Below are 24,106 nucleotides of genomic sequence, written 5' to 3' on the forward strand. Positions count from 1 at the left end.
TCCATCCGATTAAAAACCAAAAAAAAAAAAGCTCTATTAAAGAGCTTCTTTCCGTACATATGATTTTCCTTCAATTCAACAAATGGCTCATTTCCTCAGGAGAAAGCGGCTTATCGAATAGATACCCTTGACCGATATGACAGCCTTGTTCCGTCACAAACTGCAGCTGTTCTTCGTTTTCGATTCCTTCTGCAGTTAGATCAAAGTTAAGTTGCTTTCCCATTTGAATAATCGTTTCCACCAGCACTTTTCCGACTTCGTCTAATTCGTCAATAAATGATTTATCAATTTTTAACGTATTAATCGGCAAGTGTTTCAGATAGCTAAGAGAAGAATAGCACGTTCCGAAATCATCCATCGCCACTTTTATCCCTAGACTCCGCAGGCGGTTTAACACTTTTTTTGATTCTTGACTGTTTTGAATAATGCTTTCAGTGATTTCAAGTTCCAGAAAGTGCGGCTCAAGGCCCGTTTTTTTCAAAATTTGTTCCATCTCCGCTACGAATCGTGAGGACTTCAGCTGAATAGGTGATACGTTCACTCCTATTTTACTCGCTTTTGAATTCAGCTCCGTCCATGCTTTCATCTGCTTACACGCTTCTTCTAACACCCACTTGCCAACTGGCACAATTAGACCCACTTCTTCTAAAATAGGCAAAAATTCATTTGGATAGACGGTACCAAATTTTGCACTATCCCAGCGGATAAGCGCTTCCGCCCCTATCACACCAGACGTCTTTAAATCGATTAACGGCTGATAAACGAACTGAAACTCATGTCTTTCTAGCGCATACTTTAACTCATTTTCCATGCTGATTGTTTTAATTATTCGTTCATTAGATGAAGACGAACTCATTTCATATGTGTTTCGTCCATTCCGTTTTGCTACATACATCGCAATATCTGCTTGCTTGATCAGCCGGTCGATTAGTTCATCTGCGTCTTTTGGAATAATATGCTGCTGACATTCCTTTGAAAATAGGCTGATGCCAACGCTTGTAGAGGTTAGCACTTTATCTCCGTCTATATAAAAAGGAAGCGACATTTCTTTTACAATCTGCTCGGTCATTTCTTCAATTTCCTCAACATTTTTTAGTGAATGCAGCACTAAAATGAACTCATCTCCCCCGTGCCGCGAGATAAAATCAGAGGAAGGAATACATTTTCTTAATCTTTCTGCTACGCGTCTCAGCAGCACGTCGCCGTGATGATGGCCAAGCGTATCATTTATTGATTTAAAGCGGTCTAAATCCAAAAATAAAATGGCCAGCAGTTCAGGAGATTCTCGATCTAAAAGTAATTTTTTCAGCTGCTTGTTTAGCCAGTAGCGATTAGGCAAATTGGTTAAAGGATCATAATAAGCCATTTGCTTAATTTTTTCTTCATATGCTTTTCGTTTTGTAATATCATTGCGAATCGATACGTACTGATACGGTTTGCCTCGTTCATCTAAAAAAGGAACAATGGTTGTATCCACCCAGTAGTACGAACCGTCTTTTGCCTTATTTTTTATTTCTCCGTGCCATACCTTACCGGATCTAATCGTGCTCCATAACTCTTTAAAAAACAAGCTTGAATGATGTTTCGAATTAATAATACGATGATCCTGACCGAGAAGCTCATGTCTTTCGTACTTAGAAATTTCACAGAATTTATCGTTCACGTGATTGATGAATCCGCGACTATCCGTAATCGCTACAATCGATGATTCATTTAACGCAAGTTGAATATCATTTAGTTTTTTCAGCGCTTCTTTAAATTTATATTCAAAATGCCTGTTTTCCATAGCCTATACACCTTTATCAAAATTTTAACGATAAAACAAAACCCATGACGAAATGATAGAGAGGAATCGTGAATAATGAATACAATTTAATCAGCAACGGACAACGAATTAATCTGTCCGATTACCTTACATTATTAAAATAGCAAGCGTAGGATCGCTGTTTTTCCTCTTTTCACCTTCACAAACTTCTTACGCGTAGTTTGTAAAAGAATTGATAGCTCGTTTCGTTTATCCATGTCTGTTATCACAACTTTTATATGGTAACATTAAAATGATTTTTATAGAAATGAAAGTGTACTTTCTTCACTTAATTGACATACCTTTTCGTGAATAGATTGGATAAATGAGTTAGTATGGATTGCTTGAGACACCGCTGTTGATTTCCGTGCAAGACTTCGCTTTCCGCGGGCGGCCGGTGAGCCTCCTCGTCGCTTCCGCTCCTGCGGGGTCTCACCTGTTCCGCTTTTCCCGCAGGAGTCGTTGCCTTTTCCTCCAATCAACAGCTAGAAGCAATTACATACAGTAAACCTACGTTCACCCTAACAATAAAAAAATCCGAACGATTCATCGTTCGGATCTTCCTTCGATTTAAATACTTTTGTCTCAGCTTCTTTTTCCACTTTCTTCTCATGAGCTCGTACGTGTCAGCCACGGAAGAATAAGATGTTGAAAGGTTTTGTTGTATACAACAATTCGGTTAAGATAATAAGGATCGTTGTCTTTTGTAATAAGATGCGGCGCTAGGATAGCTGCCTGGTGAAATCCAGCATCTTTCACAATCTTAGCTACGTCATCATTTGTGTTGCCGTATGGATACGCAAAGTAAACCGGGTCTATTCCTAAATGGTTCTTAATCGTTTCTTTGCTTTGTCGTAAATCACGGGCAAACGCGCTGTATTTAGCAGGCGTCAGAAATAAAGGCTTGTCTTCTTCCAAGCGGTGCATGTCATATGTATGAGAACCGATTGTCGCAAGGCCGCTGTCTTTCATTTCTTTTAGCTGACTCCACGAAGCCATGTTTAAATTTTGAAAATCCGTTGCCCCCACTTGTCCTGCGATTACATATAGCGTAAACGGAATGTTTTCCTTTTTTAAAATGGGAAACGCGTTTTGATAAACAGTACGGTCAATATCATCAAATGAAATCCATACGCAGCGTTTTGGAAACGTGCCTTTTTGCTGATACGTTTCAATATCTTTTGGCGTAATAAACGTAGCGTCAAGTTCCTTCAGCTTTTTCAACTGATGTTCGAAATCATTGCTGTAAACGCTGTACTCTGTCAGTTCATCAGATTTTGTAACTGAGCTGACAATTCGGTTAAACCAATTATGCTTGCGCACGCGATGATAATTTAAGCCTAAGCATCCGTTCGTCTCAAGCGCTGGCTCCACGGTCGTTGTGGCTTTCGCCTTGTCTTCCCAGTTCACTACTTTAAAGAAAACAAAGCCAACTACCGCTGCCGCTATCAAAAGAAAGAATATATATTTCTTCATGCGTGCTTCCTCTCCTCAGTATGCTTTAAAGGATTAACATCAAACTCAATGTAATGCGCACGCTGAAGTTCTTGAATTTGATCCTTGGTTAAAAGCTCAAGGCTCTCTAAATCCTTGATGCTCGTATACGCCGGCTCTTTTCGTCGGTTTAAGCTTCCAAATCTCTTTTTGTTGTAGAATCTCCATAAAAACAGAGCCAGGAAAAAGAAGCAAAAAATAGCGAGTCCAATCACTAAAAACGTTCGAATTTCGCCGTTCGTCGTTTTGAACGCAATTTTTAATACCCCGCTGTAACGGTCATTTACGCCGATAACAGCTGAAAGGAAAAACCAAAGAACAATGGCACAATACAGCCAAAAAACAGATGAAATAATGATACTTATCACTAATCGAGCAAGAGGCTGTTTGGCTTGAATCATGATTTGCTCTTCGTTAAGCCGCGGTCTGGACTGCTCCATGTAGCATAGCCTCCTTTCACTCTAGATCTGATAGCGCGAGGAAATGCACTTATTACCACAACCGTATTCACAATCCAGTAAAGCGCTGGGTACCATGCAGCCCATACGTAATACTGCTTCACGTTGTCGTATTTCGAATCAATTTTCAGCGCAATAAATAGCTGAATTAAGCTCATAAACACAAGGGAAAATGACGTAAACGTAAACCAAAACAGCATGTCTTGAGGACTGCTCGCGGTAACAAGCAGCATTAGAGTCACAAACAGCCATGCGAATGACCAAAAAGTACTGATCCACTGCTCTAGGTATACAATCCAAATTCTGCGCTGCTTCCATTTTAATAACACTTTCCAGTGACGAAGCATTACCTCTTGTCCGCCTTGAGCCCAGCGTACTCGCTGCTTCCAAATTCCTTTTAAGGTTTCGGGCACAAGCATCCAGCACAATGCCCGGGGTTCATAGCGGATATCCCAAAAGCGCTGCTGCAGCTTCCAGCTCACGGCGATATCTTCCGTAATCATGTCGCGATCCCACAGCCCGACGTCCACAAGTGCTTTCTTTCGAAAAGCCACCACTACGCCTGAGACCGTCATTACTTTTCCTAAAATTCGCTGTGTTCGTTTAATAGAACCGATAATAGAAGAATACTCAACTAGCTGAATGCGACTCAGCAGTGTATTACGGTTTCGAATGCGCGGATTTCCGGTAACGGCTCCCAGCCGTTCCCCTTTATGAAGAAAATGATGGATTAGATAATACGGAGCGTCTTGATCTAAAATAGCGTCGGAATCTAAGCAGATTAAAAACTCAGCTTTAGATGCGTGTGCACCTAAATGTAACGCGTTGGCTTTTCCTTTATTCTCATAAAGCTGAATCACACGAACTTCAGGGTGATTTCTGCTGATTTCCTTTAAAATATCAGCTGTTCCATCCGTGCTTCCATCGTTAATAAGGATGATTTCTTTAGACGGATAATCTAACGCCAAAAGGTGCTTAAGCGTTTCTTCAATCGTCTCTTCTTCATTATAGCAAGGCACTAAAAAGCTCACTAACGGCCAATCAACTGCTGAAAAATCAACTTTAGGATCTCGGTCACGATAGCGTATGTAAATAAGCGTGCCTGCAATCCAAAATAAAGACATAATAAATGGATACCAGAAAACAAAGCTCGCAAGCTTTTCAAATCCAGGTATTAATACGTGTTGCATATTCATTTTTCTGACTCCTTCACACCAATTAAAATTGCATAGAGTGACAATTTTATCACTAAATTGGTTAAATAGAACATAGTAATTTTAACCATCTAAAAAAAAGACTTTTAAACTACTTTTATTCCTATATTATACAACCCTTATATGTAAGTAAGAAGCATCAATAAAGGATGGGCAAGTTACCTACTTAAAGAAGTGACATATAGTATCACTGTAGATTTCTTTCATCACGAAAAAGTGTGATGGTTGCAGCAAGTATAGTAAAGAAATCCTTTCCCTGAGGAGGAATAACAAAGAGGAATAACAAATATGAACGAACAAATTCAAAAACTGCTCAATAACTTAATTCAACTTGAACACGTCTCTTCGACTTTATACCTAGCTATGTCTAACTATATGAATCGATTAAACTATAAAGGAATGGGCAGCTGGCTGCGTCTGCAGTCTGAAGAAGAACGCACCCATATGCTAAAACTCATCGACTACTTAGTTGACCGCGGCGGAACGGTGGAATTAAACTCTTTGCCTGCTCAGCCAAGTGAGTTTGGGACACCGTTAGAAACGTTTTAAAAAGTACTGGAGCATGAGAAATTCGTCACGAATTCTTATCGTCAAGCGTTTCAGTTTATCAGCCAAGCAAACGACCCTCAAACTTTAGTCATCGTGCAGGACTTTTTACGAGAACAAGTCGACGAAGAAGCTCAAGCCCAAACGATTGTAGACCGCTTAAAAATCGCCCAAAATAACCCTGCAGCTATTTTTATACTCGATCAAGAACTAGGACAGCGAAAAGCTGCGCCGGCGGGCGGAGCACCAGCGGGTGGAGCAGCTGCGCAAGGTTAAAAGCGTAAAAGAGTGTAGAACAATGTGCAGAACCAATAACACGACGCCCGTTTCCTTGTTTCGAGTTGGTATTCATCACGGCTATTATGGCTATCCGCCCAATGTGTATAACGCCATTCAAAGACTTATGAATCAATATATGCATCAGTTTCACTATCATCGTCCTCAATACGTTCACGTCTACTACGTGCACCCTTCTCTTATTCATTACTACCTTCACTAAGTTAAGGAGAATAGGAATTTTGCTTCTTGAAGAAATTCACCGTTTCTCCACCCTAATTAAGGAATTCCAATCAAAAATATGGATATTTATGCTAATATAGATTTTTTTAATCAAATAAAGAAACAATTATTAGCGGGGTGTCATATGGATAATCAATACGTTGCAGAATGGGGAACACTGGCTTTAACTAATGCCGGATTAGCGCAAGGTAAAAATCGGACGGGTCTGAACTGGTTCTTATTATCTCTTGCTTTAGGACCGCTGGCTACCTTCATCTTACTGCTGGTTGAAAAACGATAAAAATTGGTTCAAAGCTCATTGCTTTGAGCTTTTTTCTTTATTGTTCAACTATAACTGCTCTCCCAAAAAAGTGAAAAAGCACCGCTTGAAATTTTTTTCTAGACTTAATATGCATAAATCTATTCATCATTCAGCATAAATCCGGCTGCATTTTGTTAATAAAAAACCTACTCTTTAGAAAAGGGAGGAAGCTTCTTTTTAAACCTTTGTTTCCGATAATAAAATCAAAAGAAAGAAAAACGCTTTTATTCTATGCTTTTCTAATTAACAGATTAACTATTTTCTTCAGATGATGATTATTTACACGGGACAGCTGTGCATCTACTGAATGAGGTCAAACTTCCTGTATTTCTCAATCTGTAGGATGAATAAATACTCATTTGCTTCATTTGACAAAGAAATAAATGCTGTGTAATTTAAGTAACATACCCCATCTAAAATGTTTTTAGAAAGGATTAAGTAGCAAGATGCGTACAAAAAAAGAAGAGTGTATAATTGACGAAATGGGAAGAGTATCCCTTCCTTCTTTATTTATGCAACTAACAGAACTCGAGACGAACGACAAAGTTTTTTTACGGAGCTGTGATGATTGGATTATTATCGATCATCATGATGAAAATGTCCCCGTTCCTTCTCATATCTTCATTCGAACAATTGACCATATAGGTAGAATAGTCATTCCAAGATCCCTGCGAGATGACTATGAACTTAAGCCCTTTGATTATGTAGAACTATACGTGGTAGAACAGCAAATTGTTATGAAAAAAAGAGACGAAAAATCGATAGCGCTTTCACGAAAACCTGCGGCGTCTCCTCCTTATTATGCAACATTAACTGGACGGCAGATTCAGCTCACCTCTGAACTTTTAGCGTCAGTCGAATTGGATGCAAATATGGAGGTCCAATTTTTTATTAACAAAGAAAATAACATTGTGATTCAAAAATATGAAATGAGTTTTGGTAAGAAAACGACTTTAACATTTACGGCTCAATCTCGAAAAATTGATGACCGTTTTCGACTTACTATTCCTAAAAAGCTGCGAGATGATTTCTCCATCCACTCAGGTACGATGTTAAAAATAAAGACAGGTAATAAGCAGCTAATTTTAGAAAAAGTGGAGAACGAAAAAGAGATTAACAGCGTATTATCTCAGCAAATAGACGCAGCAATTGTTGAAAAATTATCGAAATAAGAACGACGCCAAAACAAATGGTTCCCTTCGACTTCAAAGCAAAAGCTAAGAGTTACGCATAGAGTGACCCTTTCTATACCCAACTCTTAGCTTTTAGACTTATCTTCCATAAACGCGTACAAGCCGGTTACTCCACATGATAGCACTATCTCCAAAATAAAACATCATTTCCACATCTATCAAAATCATTGTAAATAATTTGAATATATGATTATAATGAGGTACTTTGCATAGAGGAGGCTGATTTAGTTGAAAATCTCAACAGGAGCTGAATTTTACGATAATGACGAGGCGTTTTTGGCCTATACAAAACGCCGGCAGCAAAAAAAAAATGCCAACGATACGATTGAAAAACCCGCTATTTTACAGCTTCTAGGTGATGTTACAGATGCAAACGTTTTAGATTTAGGGTGCGGAAACGCTGGATTTGGCGCGGAGCTTCTGGAACAAGGATGTTTCTCTTATACCGGAGTAGACGGCTCGATCAATATGATAAACGCGGCTCAGCAACAGCTTTTAAACTATCCAAATGCAAGAGTGCTCCATGAATCGATGGAGCATTATACTCCACCACGCACCGAATACGATTTGGTTACTGCAAGATTGTCTCTCCACTACATGGAAGACTTAGCCTCCATTTTCACTAAAGTGAATCAAGCACTCAAACCTGAAGGAAGATTTATTTTTTCCGTTGAACACCCAGTCATTACTTCCACTTTGCAGCCTTCCGCTCTGCGCACAAACTGGACGGTGGATAACTACTTCTCAATGGGATTCCGTCAGCAGCACTGGATGGGCGGATACGTTCAAAAGTATCATCGCACGCTTGAAGAGTACTTTTCTTTGATGCAGCAAAGCGGCTTTACGGTCACAAACTTAAAGGAAGCGTGCCCTCAACAAGAACACTTTGACAATGTTGAAACTTACGAGCGTCGAATGCGTATTCCTTTGTTTTTACTAATGAGCGGCGTGAAAAACAGATAATCGAAAGAAATTGAGACATGACGAAACCAACAGCTAGATGCTGCTACATACATGAAACCTACCCATTACAAAAAAATCCGAACGAGTTGGATTCTCCACCAAGAATCTTCATCGTTCGGATTTTCCTTTAACTAAAATACTCCTTGTCCCAGCCGCTTTCGTAACTTTTTTGTATAAAACCACTTTTGCTCGTTCTTACATTATGTTATTTATTCACGCTCACGTTATAAAATACAGGTCCTAAGTTAAAGTCATAGCCTTTTACATTTGTAGATACCGCGTTAATGTTGACTTTATGACCAATTAACGTAAACGGAAGCTCCTCCCATACGTATTTCTGCGTAGCATCAATAGCTGGTCGTGCATCTTTTACAGAAGCAGCCGCTTTGATTTTATCTAAGTATTTTGTTGATTTTTCAACCGGTGCTCCTCCTGACGTCCAAAATCCTTGAAAAATGGTTGAACGCGCCGCCCAGTCTACGGGGTAAATATCCCATGCTTTAGGGTCATTTACTTTATCTGTAAACGTTGCCCAGTCATACACTTCTAGCTTTACTTTCACACCGATTTTTTCAAGCTCTTGCTGCACGATAACAGCCGTATTGTACTGATCTTGATAATCGCGTGAAGTTAAAAGACGCAGTTCCTGCCCGCTGTGTATCCAACTTTTTTTAAATAGCTTCTTGCTTTCTTTTCATCATGCTGATTGTACTCTTCTTTTCCTGCTTCACTGTAATAGTTCGGAAACTTTTTATTGACAATCGATGAAGTCAGTTCATAATAATCGGAATCGCCGTATGAACTTGATAAAATATCTTTTGCATTAATCGCAGCATTTACGGCTTTTCTAGCATTTAAATCGCTAAAGAACCCTTCTTGTGTATTATAAAATAAACCAATGAATCCGCCTGGAGCCAGCTTGTTCTTAACGTTTTGCGTACTTTCAATTTGAGCCGCATTGTCGCTTGAAACACCTAAGGCAATGTCAAACTGTCCAGCTGTAATGCCTGAAATTCTAGTAGATTCATCGCTTAAAAAGCTAATTTTAATTTCATCTACGTGAGGTGTCTTTTTAATTTTTCGTCCTTTTGAAGAATAATCTTTAAACCTCTCTAGCGTGATATATTGATTCTTTTTCCATTCCTTCACTTTAAATGGTCCTGTACCAACGAACTCAGTAGCTCCTTCAGCAGGTGCTTTTTCGATGATTTCTTTTGGAAAAATAGCGGCTGCTGGAATTGGATCTGCTAGTAGTGCCAGTGTATTCACATTTGGTGTTTTCAAATGAAGCTCAACCGTATAGTCTCCTGTTTTCTTAACCTGGGCACCAACAAAGTTTGTTTTACCAAGTGAAGATAGCTTGATCCAACGGTTAATCGAAGCTTCTACATCGTCCGCCGTCATTTCTTTGCCGTTATGAAACTTTACCCCTTTTCGCAGCTGAAACGTGTAGACTTTTTTATCTTCGCTTATGTCAATCTTTTCTGCTAAATCAGGCTCTACATTACCTTTGCTATCAAAAATAACGAGTCCTTCGTAAATATTTCGCGCCGCATCTTTAACCGAAGAATTCCCTGTAATTTGAGGATCTAAAGTCGTTGGCTCGCTTTGAAACGCAATGTTTAGCGTACCTCCGTCTTTTTGAGCGGCACTGGTGCTTTTATTCCCTGAGGTCGCTTGATTATTGCTGCAACCTGCGACAAATAAAGTAATCACAATAAATAATAACCATTTTACCTTAACCTGTTTCAACGTCATTTCCCCAATGTTTAAAATTGCTTTTTAAAACCCACTATTTTTGTAAGGTTAGTATGAATATTAACCATCCTACCACCTTTCCATTTGTTTGTGAAATTAGAAAAATTAAACTATTTCTTTGCAATTACTGATTTAATTTATCTTGTTTCAAACCCTAATTCCTAGTATGTTTATAGGTAAAGTTAATTTCTTTAAAGGAGGATATGATGAATTCTACCGGCCGTCTTCATACCAAAAAACATATTTCGAGGATTGAACACTATAAGCAAGCTTTATCTCTTCTATCGTGGGACGCAAAAACATCCGCTCCTCTTAATAGCCAAAAACAGCATGCAACCATTCAAGGTACGCTTTCAAAAGAGCTTTACCTACTGCAAACAGATCCAACCTTTGCAAAAGAATTGCGGCATCTTCAAGAACAAAATCTAAATCAACTACAGCAAAAACAAGTACAGCACTATTGGAACATCTATCAAAAACTTTCCGCTGTACCACTAGAGGATTATTATCAATTTTCCGTTTTAAAAGCTTCTACTCATGCTCTTTGGTCACAGGCTAGAGAGCAAAATGAATTTAAGCTCGTCGAAGACAACCTGCAGCAGCTGATTCATATGCATAAAAGATTTGCGGAGTACCGTAATCCTCACCTCGCTCCTTACGAACAGCTTTTAGAAGAATATGAGCCCGACGTTTCTAGTGAAACCATCGATTCGCTTTTTCAACAAATTAAAGATGCTATTCTTCCTTTGCTGACAAAAATTAAACGCTCTTCGGTTACACATAATACATCATTTCTCAACAAGCCTTTTTCAATAGAAAATCAGCAGAAGCTCGGAAAACACCTTCTCACTGCTATTGGCTATAACTTTAAGTCTGGCCAAATCGGCACCACATCCCACCCGTTCAGTGCAGGCATTCACCCTCAAGACGCACGGCTTGCAGTAAGATACGACGAACACAATGTAAAACTGGCAGCTTTTATGTTTTTACATGAAGGCGGACATTCTATCTATAACCAGCAAATTAGCTCCGACTTGCTTGACACAGGGTTAGGCGCATACACTTCTATGGGACTGCATGAATCTCAATCTCTTTTTTGGGAACGTATCATTGGAAAACACGAAGGCTTCTGGAGAAATCACGCTCACTTATTCAAAGAGTTAGAACCTGCGATCTACGGTGATATTTCGTTTGAAACTCTTTACTTTGCCTTAAATGAAGTCACACCTTCTCTCATTCGTTTGCAAGCAGATGACCTTACCTATCTGCTGCATATTATCATTCGCTACGAGCTAGAAAGAGATTTATTCGCTGACAAGCTTCGCGTTTCGGATCTTCCTTCCGCATGGAATGCAAAATATGAAGCGTACTTAGGAATCAAACCGGAAACAGACCGTGACGGGGTGTTACAGGACGGCCACTGGTACGGAGGAGCGTTTGGCTACTTCCCTTCCTACAATCTAGGCTTCATTTATGCAGCTCAGCTAAGAGAAGCCGTAATCAAAGACAATCCTGACTTTGATGAAATCATTTCGAGTCAAAACCTATCACTTATAGCAGACTGGCAAAAACAGCATATCCACCAGTATGGAAAACTAAAAACGCCAAGAGAGATCTTAACTAACCTTTCTATAGGTAGAATTGATGCTCAGCCGTTAATTAATTATTTTAAAAAAAGTATGAAGGGTTATATAAACTTTAACTCTTTCTAGATAAATGTTTAAAAGAAGCTATCGCTGCTAAGCCAAAAGCTTGACTTAGCGACAGCTTCTTTTATGGTTAATAAACCGTATTCCTTTTAAGGTCATACTAATCTTTCCATCCAAACCACAACAGCAAATATCTGCTATGTTTTTGGTGTTTTTGCAGTTCGATTGCTTCGTACGCCAAGGAGTTTATCTTAGTTAATTATCTAACTTTCTATCAAAAACAAAAGTAGTCATCGCAACATCTTCTTCAATATTAATGTCTGAAAAAACTCTTACAATTTTTGCATGAACAAGTTTTTCAAACTTATCTCGTATCTCGGAGCAATCATAAATTTTTTTCACTAGTTCTGTACGTGCCTCATGAACCATCCTTTTGCCTTCAGGAGAAGTTATCATAAATTTTTCTACATTCGTAAGATTGCCTTTCATTTCACTGACAGCCCATGTATCTATAAAACGAGTAGTGATTTCTCTAGGTCCGTTCCCAACCTGCTCTTTACGGATTTCGCGCACCAAATTACTAAATTCATGCTCTCTATTTCTACTCATGCTCAAATTCTCCTTTCATTATCTTCTAATCTTTTTTTTGTTAACATTAAATAACTAATTGTTAAAGCGATAATTCCTAACGATAAAAATAAACTTCCAATTTGATAATTGTTATTCACAATGATAAATCGTATTGTGGTGGTAATTCCAATATATAAAAGATAGCTTAACGGGAAATGGCAGCTTTCCTTAAAGTAAGTCATAATCATTGAAACAAAAGCAAAGTATAAAAAGAAAACCAGTACTTTCCCAAGAATTTTATGAACGTTATTATTTCCCGTTAAGGCATCATTCATAATATAAAAAAGCTCTCTTAATAAAAAATAAACAAGTATAAACCCAAGAACAATCAGCGAGATATTTAAAATAAATTGATATGTCGTAATTAGATACTTCCTTTTTTTACATAAAAATAGTTTGAACATCTTTGTATCCCTTCCTTTTATCTAACTTCCTTACATTGATTCTATTTATGTTCGTAAAGCGTCCAAAACTTGGTAGCCTGTCTGAGAATCTGCTGCTTTTTTAGTTGTCGCCAGTACCTCCACTCCTCCACAAAAAAACCCATCATAAAGAAATTTGTGCATAGTTGTACAAATTTCCTTATGATGGGTTAACGACTCAGCATTTTTCAATACTTGTTATCCAGCCCGCCATATATTTACATATCATCAAGTCACCAAAGATAAAAAAACATATGTAATGAATTTCTATCAATAAGCTTCTTTTCACTTAATTATAACGCAACACATCAAAACTTCAAATAAAGATTTACTTGGCGTTTGCGCTGATATAGCGTTTAATTACTTCATAAACGTAATCTTGACAAGCGGCTGCTGTGTTTGGATTATATTTTCCATTGTTTACTTTGTTATTAGATAGCACTCTGATACCTAAGAATGGAACGTCATAGCTTCCTGCAATTTGTGCTGCCGCTGCGCCTTCTATTTCTTCTACAGACGTCCCATACTTAGTGTGGAACCACTTAATTCGATCCACTTCGTTATTCCACGTGTCCGCTGATCCTATCGTTCCTTCAACTACTTTACCTTTTTTGTATGTATCTTTTACTGCATTTGCAGCCGCAAGTAACTTCTTATCTCCTTCATAATAGCGAGCTTTTTCAGCATCAGGATCTTCTCCAGCGCTTCCTTCAGAAGCCATTAAATCCATCGGCTTCCAAGCAGTAGGATCCATTCCTTCGCCTTCTTTTTTATCTTCTGTTTTTAAAGAGCCTATGTTTGTTGTTCTCTTCCCTAATACAATATCAAATACGTTCAGGTTTTCATCATGTCCGCCCGATGTTCCTTGGTTGATAACCGCTTTAGGATGGTATTTTTCTATAGCTATCGCTGTAGCGGCTGCCGTGTTTTCCATTCCTTTTCCCGTTTTAACAACAATGACCGGATAATTATCGACAGTTCCCTTGTAAAAAACAAAATTCCCTGACTTTTCTTCTTTTACATTTTCTAATTTTTCAGCGAATTTCTGCGCTTCTATCGGCATCGGCCCTTGAACAATGATAGGCTTCTGGTTTTGTTTATCTCCGGCTTCTTTTTTTGAAGCTGAGTTACACCCGGCAAGTACAGATAGCAGTAAAACCATACCAATAGTAAGTAAAGTCCCTGTTTTTAACATCTTGTTTTTCATAAATCGTTATTTTCACTCCATTTCGTTTTGCTGTTTCATACACTCGATGATTGGACAAAAGAAAAAAACCTAGAACATTTTTGATAGTCTAAGGGTTTTAGAGTCAAAGTATAAGAAATTAAGCACGGCGTAACGCTTATGTATTGATAAACCGAACATTTTTATACTTTAACTCGTAGTCCAGTTCTTTGAATGGGAATCAGATAGAGACACTCAGACCATATTTCTAAGTATATACGAGTAATATTTTTCACCTTCTAAATGTATCAAATACAAAATGGTTATTCAGCATTAAAACGAATATTCAATCTAGAAAATCGTTAAAACGTTCGTTTTTATAGCCGGACATCACTAAATCTTTTATAAACCTCTGTCTCAAAACAAAAAAAGCGTCTCAAAATCGGAACTTTGAGACACTTTTTCTACTTACTAAACATTTATCCTCTAACTTCACTTAACGTTAATTGGCAGCGGTGCATGAGGAGCTACAAGCTTTTGTTCACGCATTTCTTCCCAGAAGGCTGCCGGAATTACTGTGTTTAATGCTGCTTTGTCTTCAGCAATACGCTCTGGACGACTAGCGCCGGGGATAACAGCAGCAACTGCTGGATTAGCGAGTGAAAATTGGACAGCAGCAGCCTTAATGCTGATCTGATGACGATCTGCAATAGCTTTGATTTTTTCTACTTTTGCCATAATGTCTGAAGATGCTTTTTGATATTCAAAGTGCGTACCTCCAGCAAGAACGCCTGAGCTGTATGGTCCGCCGACAACAATGTCCATATTATGCTTTACGGCTTCGGGCATCACTCGCTGCAGCGCACGTTCATGATCTAATAACGTGTAACGGCCAGCTAGCAACGAGACCTCCGGCTTTGCTTCGTCCAGCTCCAGCATGATTTCGATTGGTTCTACTCGGTTTACTCCAAGTCCCCATCCTTTAATAACTCCTTCTTCACGCAAGCGTGTAAGCACACGAAATGCGCCCGTTCGAGCAGACTCAAATTGTCCTACCCACTCATCTCCATAAAAATCTTGCGCGACATCATGAATATACACAAAGTCCAAGCGATCTGTTTTCAAACGGTTTAAACTTTGCTCGATCGAACGAAGAGTTGCATCTGCGCTGTAGTCATTGATAATTTTATTTTTACGGCCAAATTCAAAAAGCCCGCCTTTTTCTCCCATATCACGTAAAGATGTGTCTTCTAGTTCATCTGAAATAACGCGACCTACTTTCGTACTTAGCACATACTCATCGCGATTTCTTTTTGACAGGGCTTCACCAAGGCGCATCTCGGCTAAGCCAGCTCCGTAAAGAGGAGCTGCGTCAAAGTAACGGATGCCGCTTTCCCAAGCAGCATCGACTGTCGCGATGGCCTCTTCTTCTGGAATATTACGATACATATTGCCCAGTGGTGCCGTTCCAAAACCTAGTTTTCCTTGCAGTATCTCTCTCATATTCATAAAACCTCCTGAAATTTTTATAACTCTATTTTAGAAATTGATCAGTATGAAGGTAAACTCAACGACTGATCTATTCATTAAATGTCATATTATCTCCTGACAAAATTTATTATGAAGCATATACACAATAAAAAAAAGTACGCACTTCAAAGTAATATGGGAACTAAAAAGTAACCTACTAAGGAGTAAATGAGCTCTTCAGACTCTCCTTTTATTTATGTACTTTCTACTTCTTACTCATGCATACAAACATTTTGCATACAATAAGCAGAAGGCTACTTTATAAATGAGGTGAGACTCTTGAGAGATGAATACTTCAAAAAAATTGAAGATAAGCTCGATAAGCTTGATGAAATGGACGATTCCACAATGAAAGAAGAACAAAAAGATGAGTATTTTCAAAGTTTGCTAGATGATATGGATGATTTGTTAAAAGACATGCGCCAGCGAGAAAAAGACTCGAATCATCTTGTCAGCGAACATATGAAAACGGTTAATGACATATTTGATAACGCAATCAAAAATTTAAAAAAAGACCGAAGCTAGCGTTATAACACTTCTACTTCATTTAAATATACTGATTTTTCTGTTTTTCAAATATAAAAATATAGTATTTCATATATAAAAATGGTATTTTCAGTATACGCATACAGTAGGAGTGAAAAGAGGAATGAAAAACAGTCACTTTAAAGAACGAGTAAAAACGAAAGAAGAGCTTCGCCGTATAGTCGGCGCGCCTAACAAATTGGCGCATCAAAAAATAATTCCTTATTTAGATCGACACTGCCGGGAATTTATTAAACATTCCCCTTTTGTCATCATCGCTACAGCTGATTATAAAGGAATTTGCGACAGTTCTCCGCGGGGTGATCACCCTGGTTTTGTACAAGTCGTCGATGAGAAAAAGCTGTTGATTCCAGAGAGGCGCGGCAATCAGAAAGTAGATTCATTGGAAAATATTTTATCTAATCCTCAAATAGGGCTGCTTTTTTTGATTCCAGGCATAGAAGAAACGCTGCGGATTAACGGCAAAGCTTGCATTGTAAAAGAAAAAGCGCTGCTTGAAACAATGGCGGTTCACAATAAAGCTCCGCTGCTCGCTATTGGCGTCGAAGTACAAGAATGCTTTCTCCACTGCAGCAAAGCATTCAAGCGATCAAAGCTGTGGAATCCAGAATCTTGGGAAAGAGTCGAAACGCTTCCTTCCGCAGCTAAAATAGTCGCAGAACACGCAGGCTTTTCCACTCTAGAAAGCCGCAACAATCCCAAAGAAAGCAAAACCCAGCACCTCTATGAAAAAAAGCCGCTATAATGCGGCTTTTGTCATTTTACCATCAGAAACAGTATACCTCCGGCAATGATCAGAACTGGTAACAAGCAAGAAGCGCGCCTTTTTTTGAACTTTCTATGTATTCATGATCACCATAGGCGCGGCCTGCTCTAAAATCGACTTTCACCTGAGATTCTTCTTTTTTATGTTCTTTTTTCATTCACTTTGCCTCCTAGCGGCAGTTGAGCGTCAATTTGCTTAATATGATGCTCTAAATGAGCAATATAATCTTTAGCCAACCACTCAAGCGAAACGAACTTTCCACCTTCTAATTCAAATTGATACATATACTTTTCTGTCGGTATATGGGAAAGAACGGAAGCAATTTGCTTATTTAAACTGCGCCATAGGGCAACTATTTCTGCCATGGACGTAGCTTGATAGTGCTGCAGTTCTACCCATTCATCTTGTTTGTAAGGCGTCAGAGCTAAAGGTGTTTTTTCATGCTGCACGTTGATAAACCGCTGCAAATTGTGAATAGCTGAATCGCATAAGTGACCCGCAATTTCTTTTGGTGACCAATTCTTAGGAGCAGGACGGTTTGACGCCGCTGCTTCAGAGAGTACTTCAAGCTTTTTAGGAAGCTTTACCACCCATTCATTTAACTGAACAATCGTCGTTTCCATGTTCATTTCTCCTTTAAGCACGTTTTTTCAAAAACCTTCCCCATATAATATTCATCGACTGATTTTCCATCTACAACGAGCGAACATATTTTTTTCCCTTCTGTTTTAAAACCCATCTTTTTATACAGCGAAATGGCCGGTTCATTGTGTGTCATAACCGTTAGCTCCACTCGTTTGATGCCGCTCTGCGCTGCCCATTTCTCCATTTCTTCAAACAACGCAGTGCCGATGCCTCGGTTTCCATAAGATTGAAGCACGCCAACAGCTAAGTATACGCTGTGTTTTTTTCGGTTAACGCTTCCGCCAATCACAGATAAATGTCCGACAAGCTGTCCGTCTTGTTCCGCCACTAAAATGGTCGAGTTCGGCATCTTTAAAAAAGTTATAATCATTTTTTTCTGCTGTTCAAGCGTAGTCGCACGCTCATTTTCCTCGTACAGCATATATGCTGTTTCTCGATCAAGCTCTTTATTTAACGCTAAAAAAGCGGCTGCATCGGAAGCTAAAATTTCTCGAATCACGTTTACCCCTGCTTTCGTCAATAGTAGTTAACTAGAAAAGAACGTTAATAAACGGATGATATCCTTACACACGTGCTGAACGTTTTCCAAGAAACGCAGTGATGATAAAACATATACTAAAAGCGACGGCTGAAACGAAAAAGCCAAGCATCCATCCTAAAGCTCGCATAAACGTATCTTCATTGGGATACAGAGGCTTAACGCTTAGCCACTGGATCACCATGATCAATGCCAATATTAAATAAAAGCTGCTTCCTGTTAAAGACATTTTAAGACGGTTTTTAAATGACCCTGTCCATGCTGTACTAAGAGCGCGCCACGTGAGAATACTTACAATCGTCGCTAAAAACATAAGAACAAGATGTAAATAAGGGATATCTGTAAACATAAGAAGATAGAGTAAAAATATCGTAGTACCAAAATATAAAGCATTAATGCCAAACAAATAGCCTCCACTCAGCCAGTGATTTTGAAACCACTTTTTCTTGCTGAGACGTTCTGCCATTCCCCTGGGCACCCACAACGTACGCGAAAAAATAATCATCACCAGCACAAGTACAGTGCCGGCTAAAAAGAATATTAACACCTTTTCATCAGCCTTTCTATTCAAAATAAATATGGTTAATTATACTATTACTAACAAAATTAAACTATTGTTTTCTTTACTAATAAAGAGGCTGAGACAAAAGTATTTTAGGGTAGGAAAATCTGAACGATGCATTGAGATTCTTGGTAGAGAATTAAATTCGTTCGGATTTGTTATGGATAGGCTGAATGTAAGTTTCATGTATGTAGCTGCTTCTAGCTGTTGATTGGAGGGCAAAGCGAAGACTCCTGCGAGAAAAGTGGAACAGGTGAGACCCCGCAGAAGCGTAAGCGACGAGGAGGCTCACCTGCCGCCCGCGGAAAGCGAAGTCTTGCACGGAAATCAACAGCGGTGTCACAAGTAATTCATACGAGCTCATTTATCCTATTTGTTCGTCTTTCAATGGAATTAATTTAGATATGTCTTAATCTCTATTTACATTCTTCCTCCGGTAAACGGATTGATTTCCCCTGTTAAATCACGTCCTGCTTTCTTTTCTTCGTGTGCGATGCGCTTGCCAATCGCAATTTTATTCCAAATTATTGGCACCCAAATACAGGCTCCGAACAAAGTCATCCAAAAAAGTTCTCCCATTTCTTCCACCCTTTCATTTTCTGTTTTTATTTTGAAAACAATAAGAAAAGCGTATACGCTTTTTACTCTTGATTTGAATCCTTAATACCGTATGAAAAGAAATAAACCAGGATTGATAAAGCCATTCCGTAAGCAGTCCAAGCCGCTAGTAAAATGGCGTACTGATGATTGATAAAAAAGACTCCGCTTGAAATCAGCAGCAGTATAAAACTAATCCATTTTATTTTTTTCATTACTCTATCTCCTTTACTTAACCTTTTACAGTAAGTTTATTATTGTCTACTTGTTATTACGGACAAACTGTATAAAAGTTCCATATTTTTTTAACAACCGAAAAAGAATTTGATAAAACACTCAACTATCGATTATCATATACCTTAAAGTAAGCTTTACGATTCACAAGTGGGAGTGAACAATCTTGTCTTATAGCATGAAAGAAATGAATAAAAAAACCGGGCTTTCCGCACCAACTTTACGCTACTATGAAAAAGAAGGAATCCTTCCTTTTATAGAACGTGATGAAAACGGAAAGCGCCTCTATAATGATACAAATGTTGAATGGATCCGTTTTATCTTAGCTCTTCGCTCAACGGGCATGCCGCTTGCAGAAATCAAGCGCTATGTAGAGCTCTATAAACAAGGCGAAAGCACAATTAAAGAACGAAAAAACATGATGCTTCATCATAAAGAAGCGGTAGAAGAAGAAATGGCCAAAACGTTTAAATACCTTGAACAAATTAACTATAAGCTCGCTTTGTACGACTCGCTAGAAGCAAAAATAATGCAAAAAGAAATTAAAATTTAAACGCAAAAGTCCGCAGGAGCACCTGCGGACTTTTTATCAATATAGTGAATTCACAGTATTTAATAGCTCTTCTGACCATATCCAATCGCTGATTTCAACTGCATCTGTTACGTGATGCAATTTGCTAGCTCCGATAATGCTTGATGTTACAGCGGGCTGATTTAGCACCCACGCAAGAGCAAACTGAGACAAACTGACTTTATTTTTTTCTGCTAACTTGCGATACTGCTCCACCAGCTGAAAGTTTCGGTCTGTAAAGTAGTTTCGCAGCAGCTTTTCACCATGCGCAGCACGGCTTTCTGGCGGCACGTCATTTGATGTTTTATATTTTCCTGAAAGCATGCCGCGCGCTAACGGACTGTATACCATGACGCCTACACCTTCAGATTGACTAAACGGCAGCAGCTCTTGTTCAATTTCACGAGAGAGAAGATTGTACTGAGGCTGAACTGAAATGAATTTTTCAAGATTCATTTTGTCACTAATATGATAAGACTTTGCGATTTGCCACGCCGCGTAATTGGAACAGCCAATATAACGAACTTTGCCTTGGCGAACTAAATCATCTAGCGCGCGAAGCGTTTCTTCCATAGGTGTATTCGAATCAAAAAGATGAACTTGATAAAGATCAATGTAGTCCGTCTGCAGTCGTCGCAGCTGGTTGTCCACTTCTCTCATAATATGTGTGCGTGAAAGGCCTTTATCATTTTTGCCTTTTCCTACGGCAATTCCGACTTTTGTCGCAAGCACCACATCATCTCTTTTTCCTTTTAACGCACGTCCAATTATTTCTTCAGATTCCCCTGTGCCGTATCTAAACTCTTCATCCTGCCCTTTTCCGTAATAATTGGCTGTATCAATGAAGTTAATGCCATTTTCAATGGCGCTATGTAGAATAGCTGCCGACGCTTTTTCGTCAATCCATCGTCCGAACGCCATGGTACCTAGACATAAATTTGACACTTCCAGACCTGTTTCTCCAAGCTTTCGATATTGCATCGATACCCTCTCCTTTTTATTGCTGTCTTTAACCTCTCTTATCATACACCTTAACGTCCACTTTAAGACAAGCCTTAAGCGTGCGTGCATATATAAAAAACTGCTAGAAACAGCAGTGCTTCTAGCAGTTTTCCGGTTCATTTTTCGCTTGTTTTTTTGCAATTCGCTTCTTCAGTAGACATAATATGGTAAGATAAATCATAGCTTACTCGTTATCGAAACTACATTAAGCTGCCGCTGTTAAAATAACGGCGATTCCATTAAAACAAGCATGAATGATCATACTTGGAAGCAACGACTTTGTTTTTTCGTACACCCAGGCAAACACGAGACCTGATAAAAAGTTAACGGGCAAGGTATTGTACATTGGAATATGCACCAGCATAAAGATAAACGAACTTCCCATTAATCCAAACATAATTCCTCCTTTACGTTTCAGCCATGTATAAAAAAATCCTCGGTAGATTATCTCTTCATAAAAAGGTGAGATTACAGCGGCTGAAACAAAAGCAAGTATAAATGAAAACAGCGACAGGTCCTGCTGTAAACTGTTTGTTTTTTTATTTTCATATGTCATACCAAACCATTCCATGAGCACAACAATTGCTACACTTCCTAAGATCAGCACCAAAAGCCAAAAAAGAATGAGCGGCCAGTAACGCTTTGAAAACGATTGAAAACCAATTTTTCTATCATCAGCCTGAACCATCAGCCAATACAGAGCTGATAAAAACACAGCTGCCATGACAAATCCAGTAGCTGTTCCAGCATAGAGCTCACTTTTAAATAGCGACTGTAATGCTTGCTGTAATGCTCCTTCAATGAAAACAGGCACAGCAATAAACGTGACCACCAGCATTATTACGAATGATTTTATTGTCCATAATCCTTGATTTTTTTGTTTCAATTTACTTCGCCTCCCTTTTACCTATATTCAGTGTAAAAGGTGACGTAGCGTTACCTGCAAGCATTTTTTTGGAGGGGTTAAAAATGATTAATTTTTCTACGGGGCAAGCCGCTAAAAAATTAGGCCTCACGGTGCGTACGCTGCGTTACTACGATCAAATCGGCTTGATTCATCCCTCGTCAAAAGATGAAAATGGAAAGCGGCTTTACTCAGAAACAGACTTAGTCACACTAGAAAAAATTACTCTTTTAAAAAACTTAGCCGTTCCTTTGCGAGATATTGAACTTATTCTTCATCAAGTGAGTATTGATAAACTTCTAGCGATTCATCAACAAAAACTTCAGCAAAAAGCTTCAGAAATTCAACGAGCTTTAGAACATACTCACACTCTCCGCAACAGTATAAAAATAGAAGGTAAATTAAACTGGAAGCAGCTCCTTCCTTTAGTTCACAATCAGTCTACTACTAAAAGCAGCTGGACTGATCTGCTTTCGCTTTCAATAGAAGAAAGTGAGATTCTGCAGCATAATTTGCCTAAAATGGAGAATGCGAGTGCCGATAAATGGATTAACATCATAAAACGAGTTCAGCTTTGCTTAAAGCACCAGCGTGCACCTCAATCTGAAGATGGACAGCTGGTTGCAGCTGATATACTTCTTTTATCCAGTGAACTGTTTGGTCATCATACGGCTTTAGAAAAAGCCTTTTGGGATGTTCGCAAATCTCCTGAGGCATCAAGTTCACTTAATCTCTACCCTATTGACAGCGAAGTCCTTCAATTTATTGAAGATGCGATTATTTTTTACGAACAACATATAAAGGAATGAAAGTATTGAAAAAAGAAAAGCTGTTTGCTAATTCTTCTTATAAAAAATTATTTATTTCAAGCACTGCGGCAAGCTTCGGAGATTTATTTGATATGTTTGCGGTGATGACGCTTTTTACATACGTGTGGCACGCAAATTCCTTATGGATTACGCTTATTCCTGTCGCGTACGCTTTGCCTAGCATCCTGCTAAGTCAAGCAGCAGGAAATTTAGCGGACCGCTACGATAAAGTACAGCTGATGTTTCTGTCTGAACTAGTCCGTCTTCTGTTCACATGTCTGTTATTTTTCACAAAGGAACCGCTTTTGGCACTAGGGGTACTGACCCTGCGCTCTATGAGTTCTGTTATGAAAGTGCCCGCACAGCTGGCTTACGTTCGAGAAGTGGTCAAAGAAGACCAGCTGCTGCAGGCCTCTACCTTACAAAACATTATGTTTCAAATTGCCAAAGTTGTAGGGCCGTTTCTCGGAGCCGCCGCACTGAAGTTCACAACGCCCAAAGCATGTATTTTAGCTAACGCCGCAGCTTGTATAATTTCTATTGGGGTGCTGTTTTCACTTAAAAAGTCAGGTAACAAAACACAAAGGCAAGCTGCTCGTGCTCATCAGTCAAAAGAATCGCTTTCAAACGGCTGGAAAATCGTTTTTCAGCACTCAATCCTTTTACGCGTCGTTATTTTGTTTCACCTTTCGTATTTTGTAGTCATGCTTGTTGACGCTCAAATTAGCATCTTCCTTCGAGATGTGCTGCCTCACCATCCGGAAATGCTCGGCTGGCTGCTTTCTGGAATCGGGCTGGGAGCGCTAGCAACAGGAGTGTATCTTAATAGAAAAAAACAGGTTCACCATCCATTTAGACTTTTATCACTGGGACTGCTTCTATTTGGAGGGGCTTTATTTTTCATTAGCTGCTTTAATCCAGCCGTTATGTCACGCTATTTCATTTTGATTGCTGCACCTATTGGAGGGGCCGGAGTCGGGCTTAATTTACTGCTGTTTAACTATATCGTTCAAACGTACAGCGACAAGAAACACCTCGGAAAGGTGTACGGATTCATTAACACCTTAACGAGTGCCGTTTTACTTACTGCTCCTCTTCTTGGAGGCATGGTCGTAAAGCTTGCAGGTGCTCAGACGACTTTTTTAACGGCGGCAATCATCATCGTAAGCGTTGGATTTGTGAGTATGCTGATGCCGCTGCGTGATAAACGGGAAAGAAACGTTCAGATTGACGCATAAAAACAGCTTGAGGTTATACCTCAAGCTGTTTTTTATAGACTCCTGTTC

General features: G+C 39.0%; 28 protein-coding genes, 2 pseudogenes and 1 riboswitch. Of the genes and pseudogenes, 12 read left to right on the forward strand and 18 right to left on the reverse strand.

What is annotated here, in order from left to right; genetic code table 11:
- Positions 1 to 70: 70 nt before the first annotated feature.
- From LAV82_RS00810 to pgaC, 5 genes are all read right to left on the reverse strand, one after another.
- Entirely contained in the window at positions 71 to 1,786 is a 1,716-nt protein-coding gene (locus LAV82_RS00810; RefSeq protein WP_499715445.1) for a putative bifunctional diguanylate cyclase/phosphodiesterase, read from the reverse strand.
- A gap of 278 nt (positions 1,787 to 2,064) precedes the next feature.
- Positions 2,065 to 2,286, reverse strand: coding sequence for a hypothetical protein (locus LAV82_RS00815; RefSeq protein WP_499715447.1), 222 nt, complete (start codon positions 2,284 to 2,286; stop codon positions 2,065 to 2,067).
- Positions 2,287 to 2,413: 127 nt separating this feature from the next.
- The gene (locus LAV82_RS00820; protein WP_211077529.1) at positions 2,414 to 3,280 is read right to left on the reverse strand and encodes a polysaccharide deacetylase family protein; all 867 of its coding nucleotides are present in this window, start codon (positions 3,278 to 3,280) and stop codon (positions 2,414 to 2,416) included.
- The gene (pgaD, locus tag LAV82_RS00825; protein WP_211077528.1) at positions 3,277 to 3,738 is read right to left on the reverse strand and encodes a poly-beta-1,6-N-acetyl-D-glucosamine biosynthesis protein PgaD; all 462 of its coding nucleotides are present in this window, start codon (positions 3,736 to 3,738) and stop codon (positions 3,277 to 3,279) included. The genes LAV82_RS00820 and pgaD overlap by 4 nt, the downstream gene beginning before the upstream one ends.
- The gene (gene pgaC, locus LAV82_RS00830; RefSeq protein WP_211077527.1) at positions 3,696 to 4,952 is read right to left on the reverse strand and encodes a poly-beta-1,6-N-acetyl-D-glucosamine synthase; all 1,257 of its coding nucleotides are present in this window, start codon (positions 4,950 to 4,952) and stop codon (positions 3,696 to 3,698) included. The genes pgaD and pgaC overlap by 43 nt, the downstream gene beginning before the upstream one ends.
- Before the next feature lie 306 nt (positions 4,953 to 5,258).
- Between pgaC and LAV82_RS00835 the strand changes: the two are divergent.
- The 5 genes and pseudogenes from LAV82_RS00835 (at position 5,259) to LAV82_RS00855 (ending at position 8,492) form a co-directional block, all read left to right on the forward strand.
- Positions 5,259 to 5,792: pseudogene (locus LAV82_RS00835) on the forward strand (ferritin).
- A gap of 22 nt (positions 5,793 to 5,814) precedes the next feature.
- On the forward strand, positions 5,815 to 6,015 hold the full coding sequence (locus LAV82_RS00840; protein ID WP_137738906.1) for a hypothetical protein: 201 nt from the start codon (positions 5,815 to 5,817) through the stop codon (positions 6,013 to 6,015).
- A gap of 144 nt (positions 6,016 to 6,159) precedes the next feature.
- Positions 6,160 to 6,315 (forward strand): hypothetical protein, encoded by a 156-nt coding sequence (locus LAV82_RS00845; RefSeq protein WP_013058522.1) that lies wholly within the window; start codon positions 6,160 to 6,162, stop codon positions 6,313 to 6,315.
- A gap of 467 nt (positions 6,316 to 6,782) precedes the next feature.
- Complete coding sequence (locus LAV82_RS00850) at positions 6,783 to 7,508, forward strand: AbrB/MazE/SpoVT family DNA-binding domain-containing protein (protein WP_078082101.1); 726 nt, start codon at positions 6,783 to 6,785, stop codon at positions 7,506 to 7,508.
- Between the two features lie 249 nt (positions 7,509 to 7,757).
- Positions 7,758 to 8,492: a class I SAM-dependent DNA methyltransferase gene (locus LAV82_RS00855; protein ID WP_499715451.1), complete on the forward strand. Its 735-nt coding sequence runs from the start codon at positions 7,758 to 7,760 to the stop codon at positions 8,490 to 8,492.
- A 205-nt stretch (positions 8,493 to 8,697) separates the two neighbouring features.
- On the opposite strand, the pseudogene LAV82_RS00860 reads toward LAV82_RS00855, so the two are convergent.
- Positions 8,698 to 10,250, reverse strand: a pseudogene (locus LAV82_RS00860) (ABC transporter substrate-binding protein).
- Between the two features lie 206 nt (positions 10,251 to 10,456).
- Between LAV82_RS00860 and LAV82_RS00865 the strand changes: the two are divergent.
- Complete coding sequence (locus tag LAV82_RS00865) at positions 10,457 to 11,962, forward strand: carboxypeptidase M32 (RefSeq protein WP_499715453.1); 1,506 nt, start codon at positions 10,457 to 10,459, stop codon at positions 11,960 to 11,962.
- A gap of 192 nt (positions 11,963 to 12,154) precedes the next feature.
- Here LAV82_RS00865 and LAV82_RS00870 read toward each other — a convergent pair whose 3' ends face one another.
- The 4 genes from LAV82_RS00870 to LAV82_RS00885 all read right to left on the reverse strand — a co-directional run bounded on the left by LAV82_RS00870 (position 12,155) and on the right by LAV82_RS00885 (position 15,619).
- Entirely contained in the window at positions 12,155 to 12,508 is a 354-nt protein-coding gene (locus LAV82_RS00870) for a Na-translocating system protein MpsC family protein (protein WP_013058527.1), read from the reverse strand.
- A 2-nt stretch (positions 12,509 to 12,510) separates the two neighbouring features.
- Positions 12,511 to 12,933, reverse strand: coding sequence for a phosphate-starvation-inducible protein PsiE (locus tag LAV82_RS00875; protein WP_499715455.1), 423 nt, complete (start codon positions 12,931 to 12,933; stop codon positions 12,511 to 12,513).
- Between the two features lie 346 nt (positions 12,934 to 13,279).
- Positions 13,280 to 14,158, reverse strand: coding sequence for a 5'-methylthioadenosine/S-adenosylhomocysteine nucleosidase (locus LAV82_RS00880; RefSeq protein ID WP_499715457.1), 879 nt, complete (start codon positions 14,156 to 14,158; stop codon positions 13,280 to 13,282).
- A 156-nt stretch (positions 14,159 to 14,314) separates the two neighbouring features.
- Positions 14,315 to 14,418, reverse strand: a riboswitch (purine riboswitch).
- Positions 14,419 to 14,608: 190 nt separating this feature from the next.
- On the reverse strand, positions 14,609 to 15,619 hold the full coding sequence (locus tag LAV82_RS00885; protein WP_211077522.1) for an aldo/keto reductase: 1,011 nt from the start codon (positions 15,617 to 15,619) through the stop codon (positions 14,609 to 14,611).
- A 297-nt stretch (positions 15,620 to 15,916) separates the two neighbouring features.
- Here LAV82_RS00885 and LAV82_RS00890 point away from each other — a divergent pair, with 297 nt between their 5' ends.
- Complete coding sequence (locus LAV82_RS00890) at positions 15,917 to 16,171, forward strand: hypothetical protein (RefSeq protein ID WP_223272390.1); 255 nt, start codon at positions 15,917 to 15,919, stop codon at positions 16,169 to 16,171.
- A 124-nt stretch (positions 16,172 to 16,295) separates the two neighbouring features.
- On the forward strand, positions 16,296 to 16,937 hold the full coding sequence (locus LAV82_RS00895) for a pyridoxamine 5'-phosphate oxidase family protein (protein ID WP_097812695.1): 642 nt from the start codon (positions 16,296 to 16,298) through the stop codon (positions 16,935 to 16,937).
- 49 nt (positions 16,938 to 16,986) lie between these two features.
- Here the strand turns inward: LAV82_RS00895 and LAV82_RS00900 are convergent, their stop codons facing one another.
- The 4 genes from LAV82_RS00900 to LAV82_RS00915 all read right to left on the reverse strand — a co-directional run bounded on the left by LAV82_RS00900 (position 16,987) and on the right by LAV82_RS00915 (position 18,607).
- Positions 16,987 to 17,115: a hypothetical protein gene (locus LAV82_RS00900; protein WP_499715458.1), complete on the reverse strand. Its 129-nt coding sequence runs from the start codon at positions 17,113 to 17,115 to the stop codon at positions 16,987 to 16,989.
- Positions 17,099 to 17,581, reverse strand: a complete 483-nt coding sequence (locus LAV82_RS00905) for a DinB family protein (protein WP_013058534.1) — start codon at positions 17,579 to 17,581, stop codon at positions 17,099 to 17,101. The genes LAV82_RS00900 and LAV82_RS00905 overlap by 17 nt, the downstream gene beginning before the upstream one ends.
- 2 nt (positions 17,582 to 17,583) lie before the next feature.
- A complete protein-coding gene (locus LAV82_RS00910) occupies positions 17,584 to 18,102 on the reverse strand; it encodes a GNAT family N-acetyltransferase (RefSeq protein ID WP_499715460.1) in 519 nt (172 codons plus the stop codon).
- A gap of 64 nt (positions 18,103 to 18,166) precedes the next feature.
- Entirely contained in the window at positions 18,167 to 18,607 is a 441-nt protein-coding gene (locus LAV82_RS00915) for a hypothetical protein (protein ID WP_277737041.1), read from the reverse strand.
- A 303-nt stretch (positions 18,608 to 18,910) separates the two neighbouring features.
- On the opposite strand from LAV82_RS00915, the gene LAV82_RS00920 reads away from it, so the two are divergent.
- Positions 18,911 to 19,105, forward strand: coding sequence for a hypothetical protein (locus LAV82_RS00920; protein ID WP_223268982.1), 195 nt, complete (start codon positions 18,911 to 18,913; stop codon positions 19,103 to 19,105).
- Positions 19,106 to 19,123: 18 nt separating this feature from the next.
- Here LAV82_RS00920 and LAV82_RS00925 read toward each other — a convergent pair whose 3' ends face one another.
- Positions 19,124 to 19,282 (reverse strand): hypothetical protein, encoded by a 159-nt coding sequence (locus tag LAV82_RS00925; RefSeq protein ID WP_013058537.1) that lies wholly within the window; start codon positions 19,280 to 19,282, stop codon positions 19,124 to 19,126.
- Between the two features lie 62 nt (positions 19,283 to 19,344).
- Positions 19,345 to 19,515 carry a hypothetical protein gene (locus LAV82_RS00930; RefSeq protein ID WP_013058538.1) on the reverse strand — a complete coding sequence of 57 codons (171 nt, stop codon included), beginning with the start codon at positions 19,513 to 19,515 and terminating at the stop codon, positions 19,345 to 19,347.
- A gap of 185 nt (positions 19,516 to 19,700) precedes the next feature.
- On the opposite strand from LAV82_RS00930, the gene LAV82_RS00935 reads away from it, so the two are divergent.
- Complete coding sequence (locus LAV82_RS00935; protein WP_013058539.1) at positions 19,701 to 20,087, forward strand: MerR family transcriptional regulator; 387 nt, start codon at positions 19,701 to 19,703, stop codon at positions 20,085 to 20,087.
- Between the two features lie 36 nt (positions 20,088 to 20,123).
- On the opposite strand, the gene LAV82_RS00940 is transcribed toward LAV82_RS00935, so the two are convergent.
- Together LAV82_RS00940 and LAV82_RS00945 are read right to left on the reverse strand one after the other, a co-directional pair.
- Positions 20,124 to 21,086 (reverse strand): aldo/keto reductase, encoded by a 963-nt coding sequence (locus LAV82_RS00940; RefSeq protein WP_057234169.1) that lies wholly within the window; start codon positions 21,084 to 21,086, stop codon positions 20,124 to 20,126.
- Positions 21,087 to 21,312: 226 nt separating this feature from the next.
- A complete protein-coding gene (locus LAV82_RS00945; RefSeq protein ID WP_499715463.1) occupies positions 21,313 to 21,993 on the reverse strand; it encodes a CPBP family intramembrane glutamic endopeptidase in 681 nt (226 codons plus the stop codon).
- Positions 21,994 to 22,076: 83 nt separating this feature from the next.
- Here LAV82_RS00945 and LAV82_RS00950 point away from each other — a divergent pair, with 83 nt between their 5' ends.
- Both LAV82_RS00950 and LAV82_RS00955 read left to right on the forward strand, forming a co-directional pair.
- On the forward strand, positions 22,077 to 22,820 hold the full coding sequence (locus LAV82_RS00950; protein WP_211077517.1) for a MerR family transcriptional regulator: 744 nt from the start codon (positions 22,077 to 22,079) through the stop codon (positions 22,818 to 22,820).
- Positions 22,817 to 24,058: an MFS transporter gene (locus LAV82_RS00955; protein ID WP_499715464.1), complete on the forward strand. Its 1,242-nt coding sequence runs from the start codon at positions 22,817 to 22,819 to the stop codon at positions 24,056 to 24,058. Before LAV82_RS00950 ends, LAV82_RS00955 begins: the two co-directional genes overlap by 4 nt.
- Positions 24,059 to 24,106: the final 48 nt, after the last annotated feature.

The organism is Bacillus sp. ILBB4, from assembly GCF_035064545.1.
In the GTDB taxonomy this organism is placed as follows: Bacteria; Bacillota; Bacilli; order Bacillales; family Bacillaceae_H; genus Priestia.

Excerpts from the sequence above, each read along its gene's own strand:
- LAV82_RS00820 (WP_211077529.1), bottom strand. The coding sequence starts at position 3,280 with ATGAAGAAATATATATTCTTTCTTTTGATAGCGGCAGCGGTAGTTGGC.
- LAV82_RS00840 (WP_137738906.1), top strand. The coding sequence starts at position 5,815 with ATGTGCAGAACCAATAACACGACGCCCGTTTCCTTGTTTCGAGTTGGT.
- LAV82_RS00930 (WP_013058538.1), bottom strand. The coding sequence starts at position 19,515 with ATGAAAAAAATAAAATGGATTAGTTTTATACTGCTGCTGATTTCAAGC.
- LAV82_RS00955 (WP_499715464.1), top strand. The coding sequence starts at position 22,817 with ATGAAAGTATTGAAAAAAGAAAAGCTGTTTGCTAATTCTTCTTATAAA.
- LAV82_RS00865 (WP_499715453.1), top strand. The coding sequence starts at position 10,457 with ATGAATTCTACCGGCCGTCTTCATACCAAAAAACATATTTCGAGGATT.
- LAV82_RS00870 (WP_013058527.1), bottom strand. The coding sequence starts at position 12,508 with ATGAGTAGAAATAGAGAGCATGAATTTAGTAATTTGGTGCGCGAAATC.
- pgaC (WP_211077527.1), bottom strand. The coding sequence starts at position 4,952 with ATGAATATGCAACACGTATTAATACCTGGATTTGAAAAGCTTGCGAGC.
- LAV82_RS00915 (WP_277737041.1), bottom strand. The coding sequence starts at position 18,607 with ATGGCAGAACGTCTCAGCAAGAAAAAGTGGTTTCAAAATCACTGGCTG.
- LAV82_RS00885 (WP_211077522.1), bottom strand. The coding sequence starts at position 15,619 with ATGAGAGAGATACTGCAAGGAAAACTAGGTTTTGGAACGGCACCACTG.
- LAV82_RS00925 (WP_013058537.1), bottom strand. The coding sequence starts at position 19,282 with ATGGGAGAACTTTTTTGGATGACTTTGTTCGGAGCCTGTATTTGGGTG.
- LAV82_RS00900 (WP_499715458.1), bottom strand. The coding sequence starts at position 17,115 with ATGAAAAAAGAACATAAAAAAGAAGAATCTCAGGTGAAAGTCGATTTT.
- LAV82_RS00845 (WP_013058522.1), top strand. The coding sequence starts at position 6,160 with ATGGATAATCAATACGTTGCAGAATGGGGAACACTGGCTTTAACTAAT.
- LAV82_RS00950 (WP_211077517.1), top strand. The coding sequence starts at position 22,077 with ATGATTAATTTTTCTACGGGGCAAGCCGCTAAAAAATTAGGCCTCACG.
- LAV82_RS00875 (WP_499715455.1), bottom strand. The coding sequence starts at position 12,933 with ATGTTCAAACTATTTTTATGTAAAAAAAGGAAGTATCTAATTACGACA.
- LAV82_RS00810 (WP_499715445.1), bottom strand. The coding sequence starts at position 1,786 with ATGGAAAACAGGCATTTTGAATATAAATTTAAAGAAGCGCTGAAAAAA.
- LAV82_RS00895 (WP_097812695.1), top strand. The coding sequence starts at position 16,296 with ATGAAAAACAGTCACTTTAAAGAACGAGTAAAAACGAAAGAAGAGCTT.
- LAV82_RS00905 (WP_013058534.1), bottom strand. The coding sequence starts at position 17,581 with ATGGAAACGACGATTGTTCAGTTAAATGAATGGGTGGTAAAGCTTCCT.
- LAV82_RS00880 (WP_499715457.1), bottom strand. The coding sequence starts at position 14,158 with ATGAAAAACAAGATGTTAAAAACAGGGACTTTACTTACTATTGGTATG.
- pgaD (WP_211077528.1), bottom strand. The coding sequence starts at position 3,738 with ATGGAGCAGTCCAGACCGCGGCTTAACGAAGAGCAAATCATGATTCAA.
- LAV82_RS00850 (WP_078082101.1), top strand. The coding sequence starts at position 6,783 with ATGCGTACAAAAAAAGAAGAGTGTATAATTGACGAAATGGGAAGAGTA.
- LAV82_RS00940 (WP_057234169.1), bottom strand. The coding sequence starts at position 21,086 with ATGCAATATCGAAAGCTTGGAGAAACAGGTCTGGAAGTGTCAAATTTA.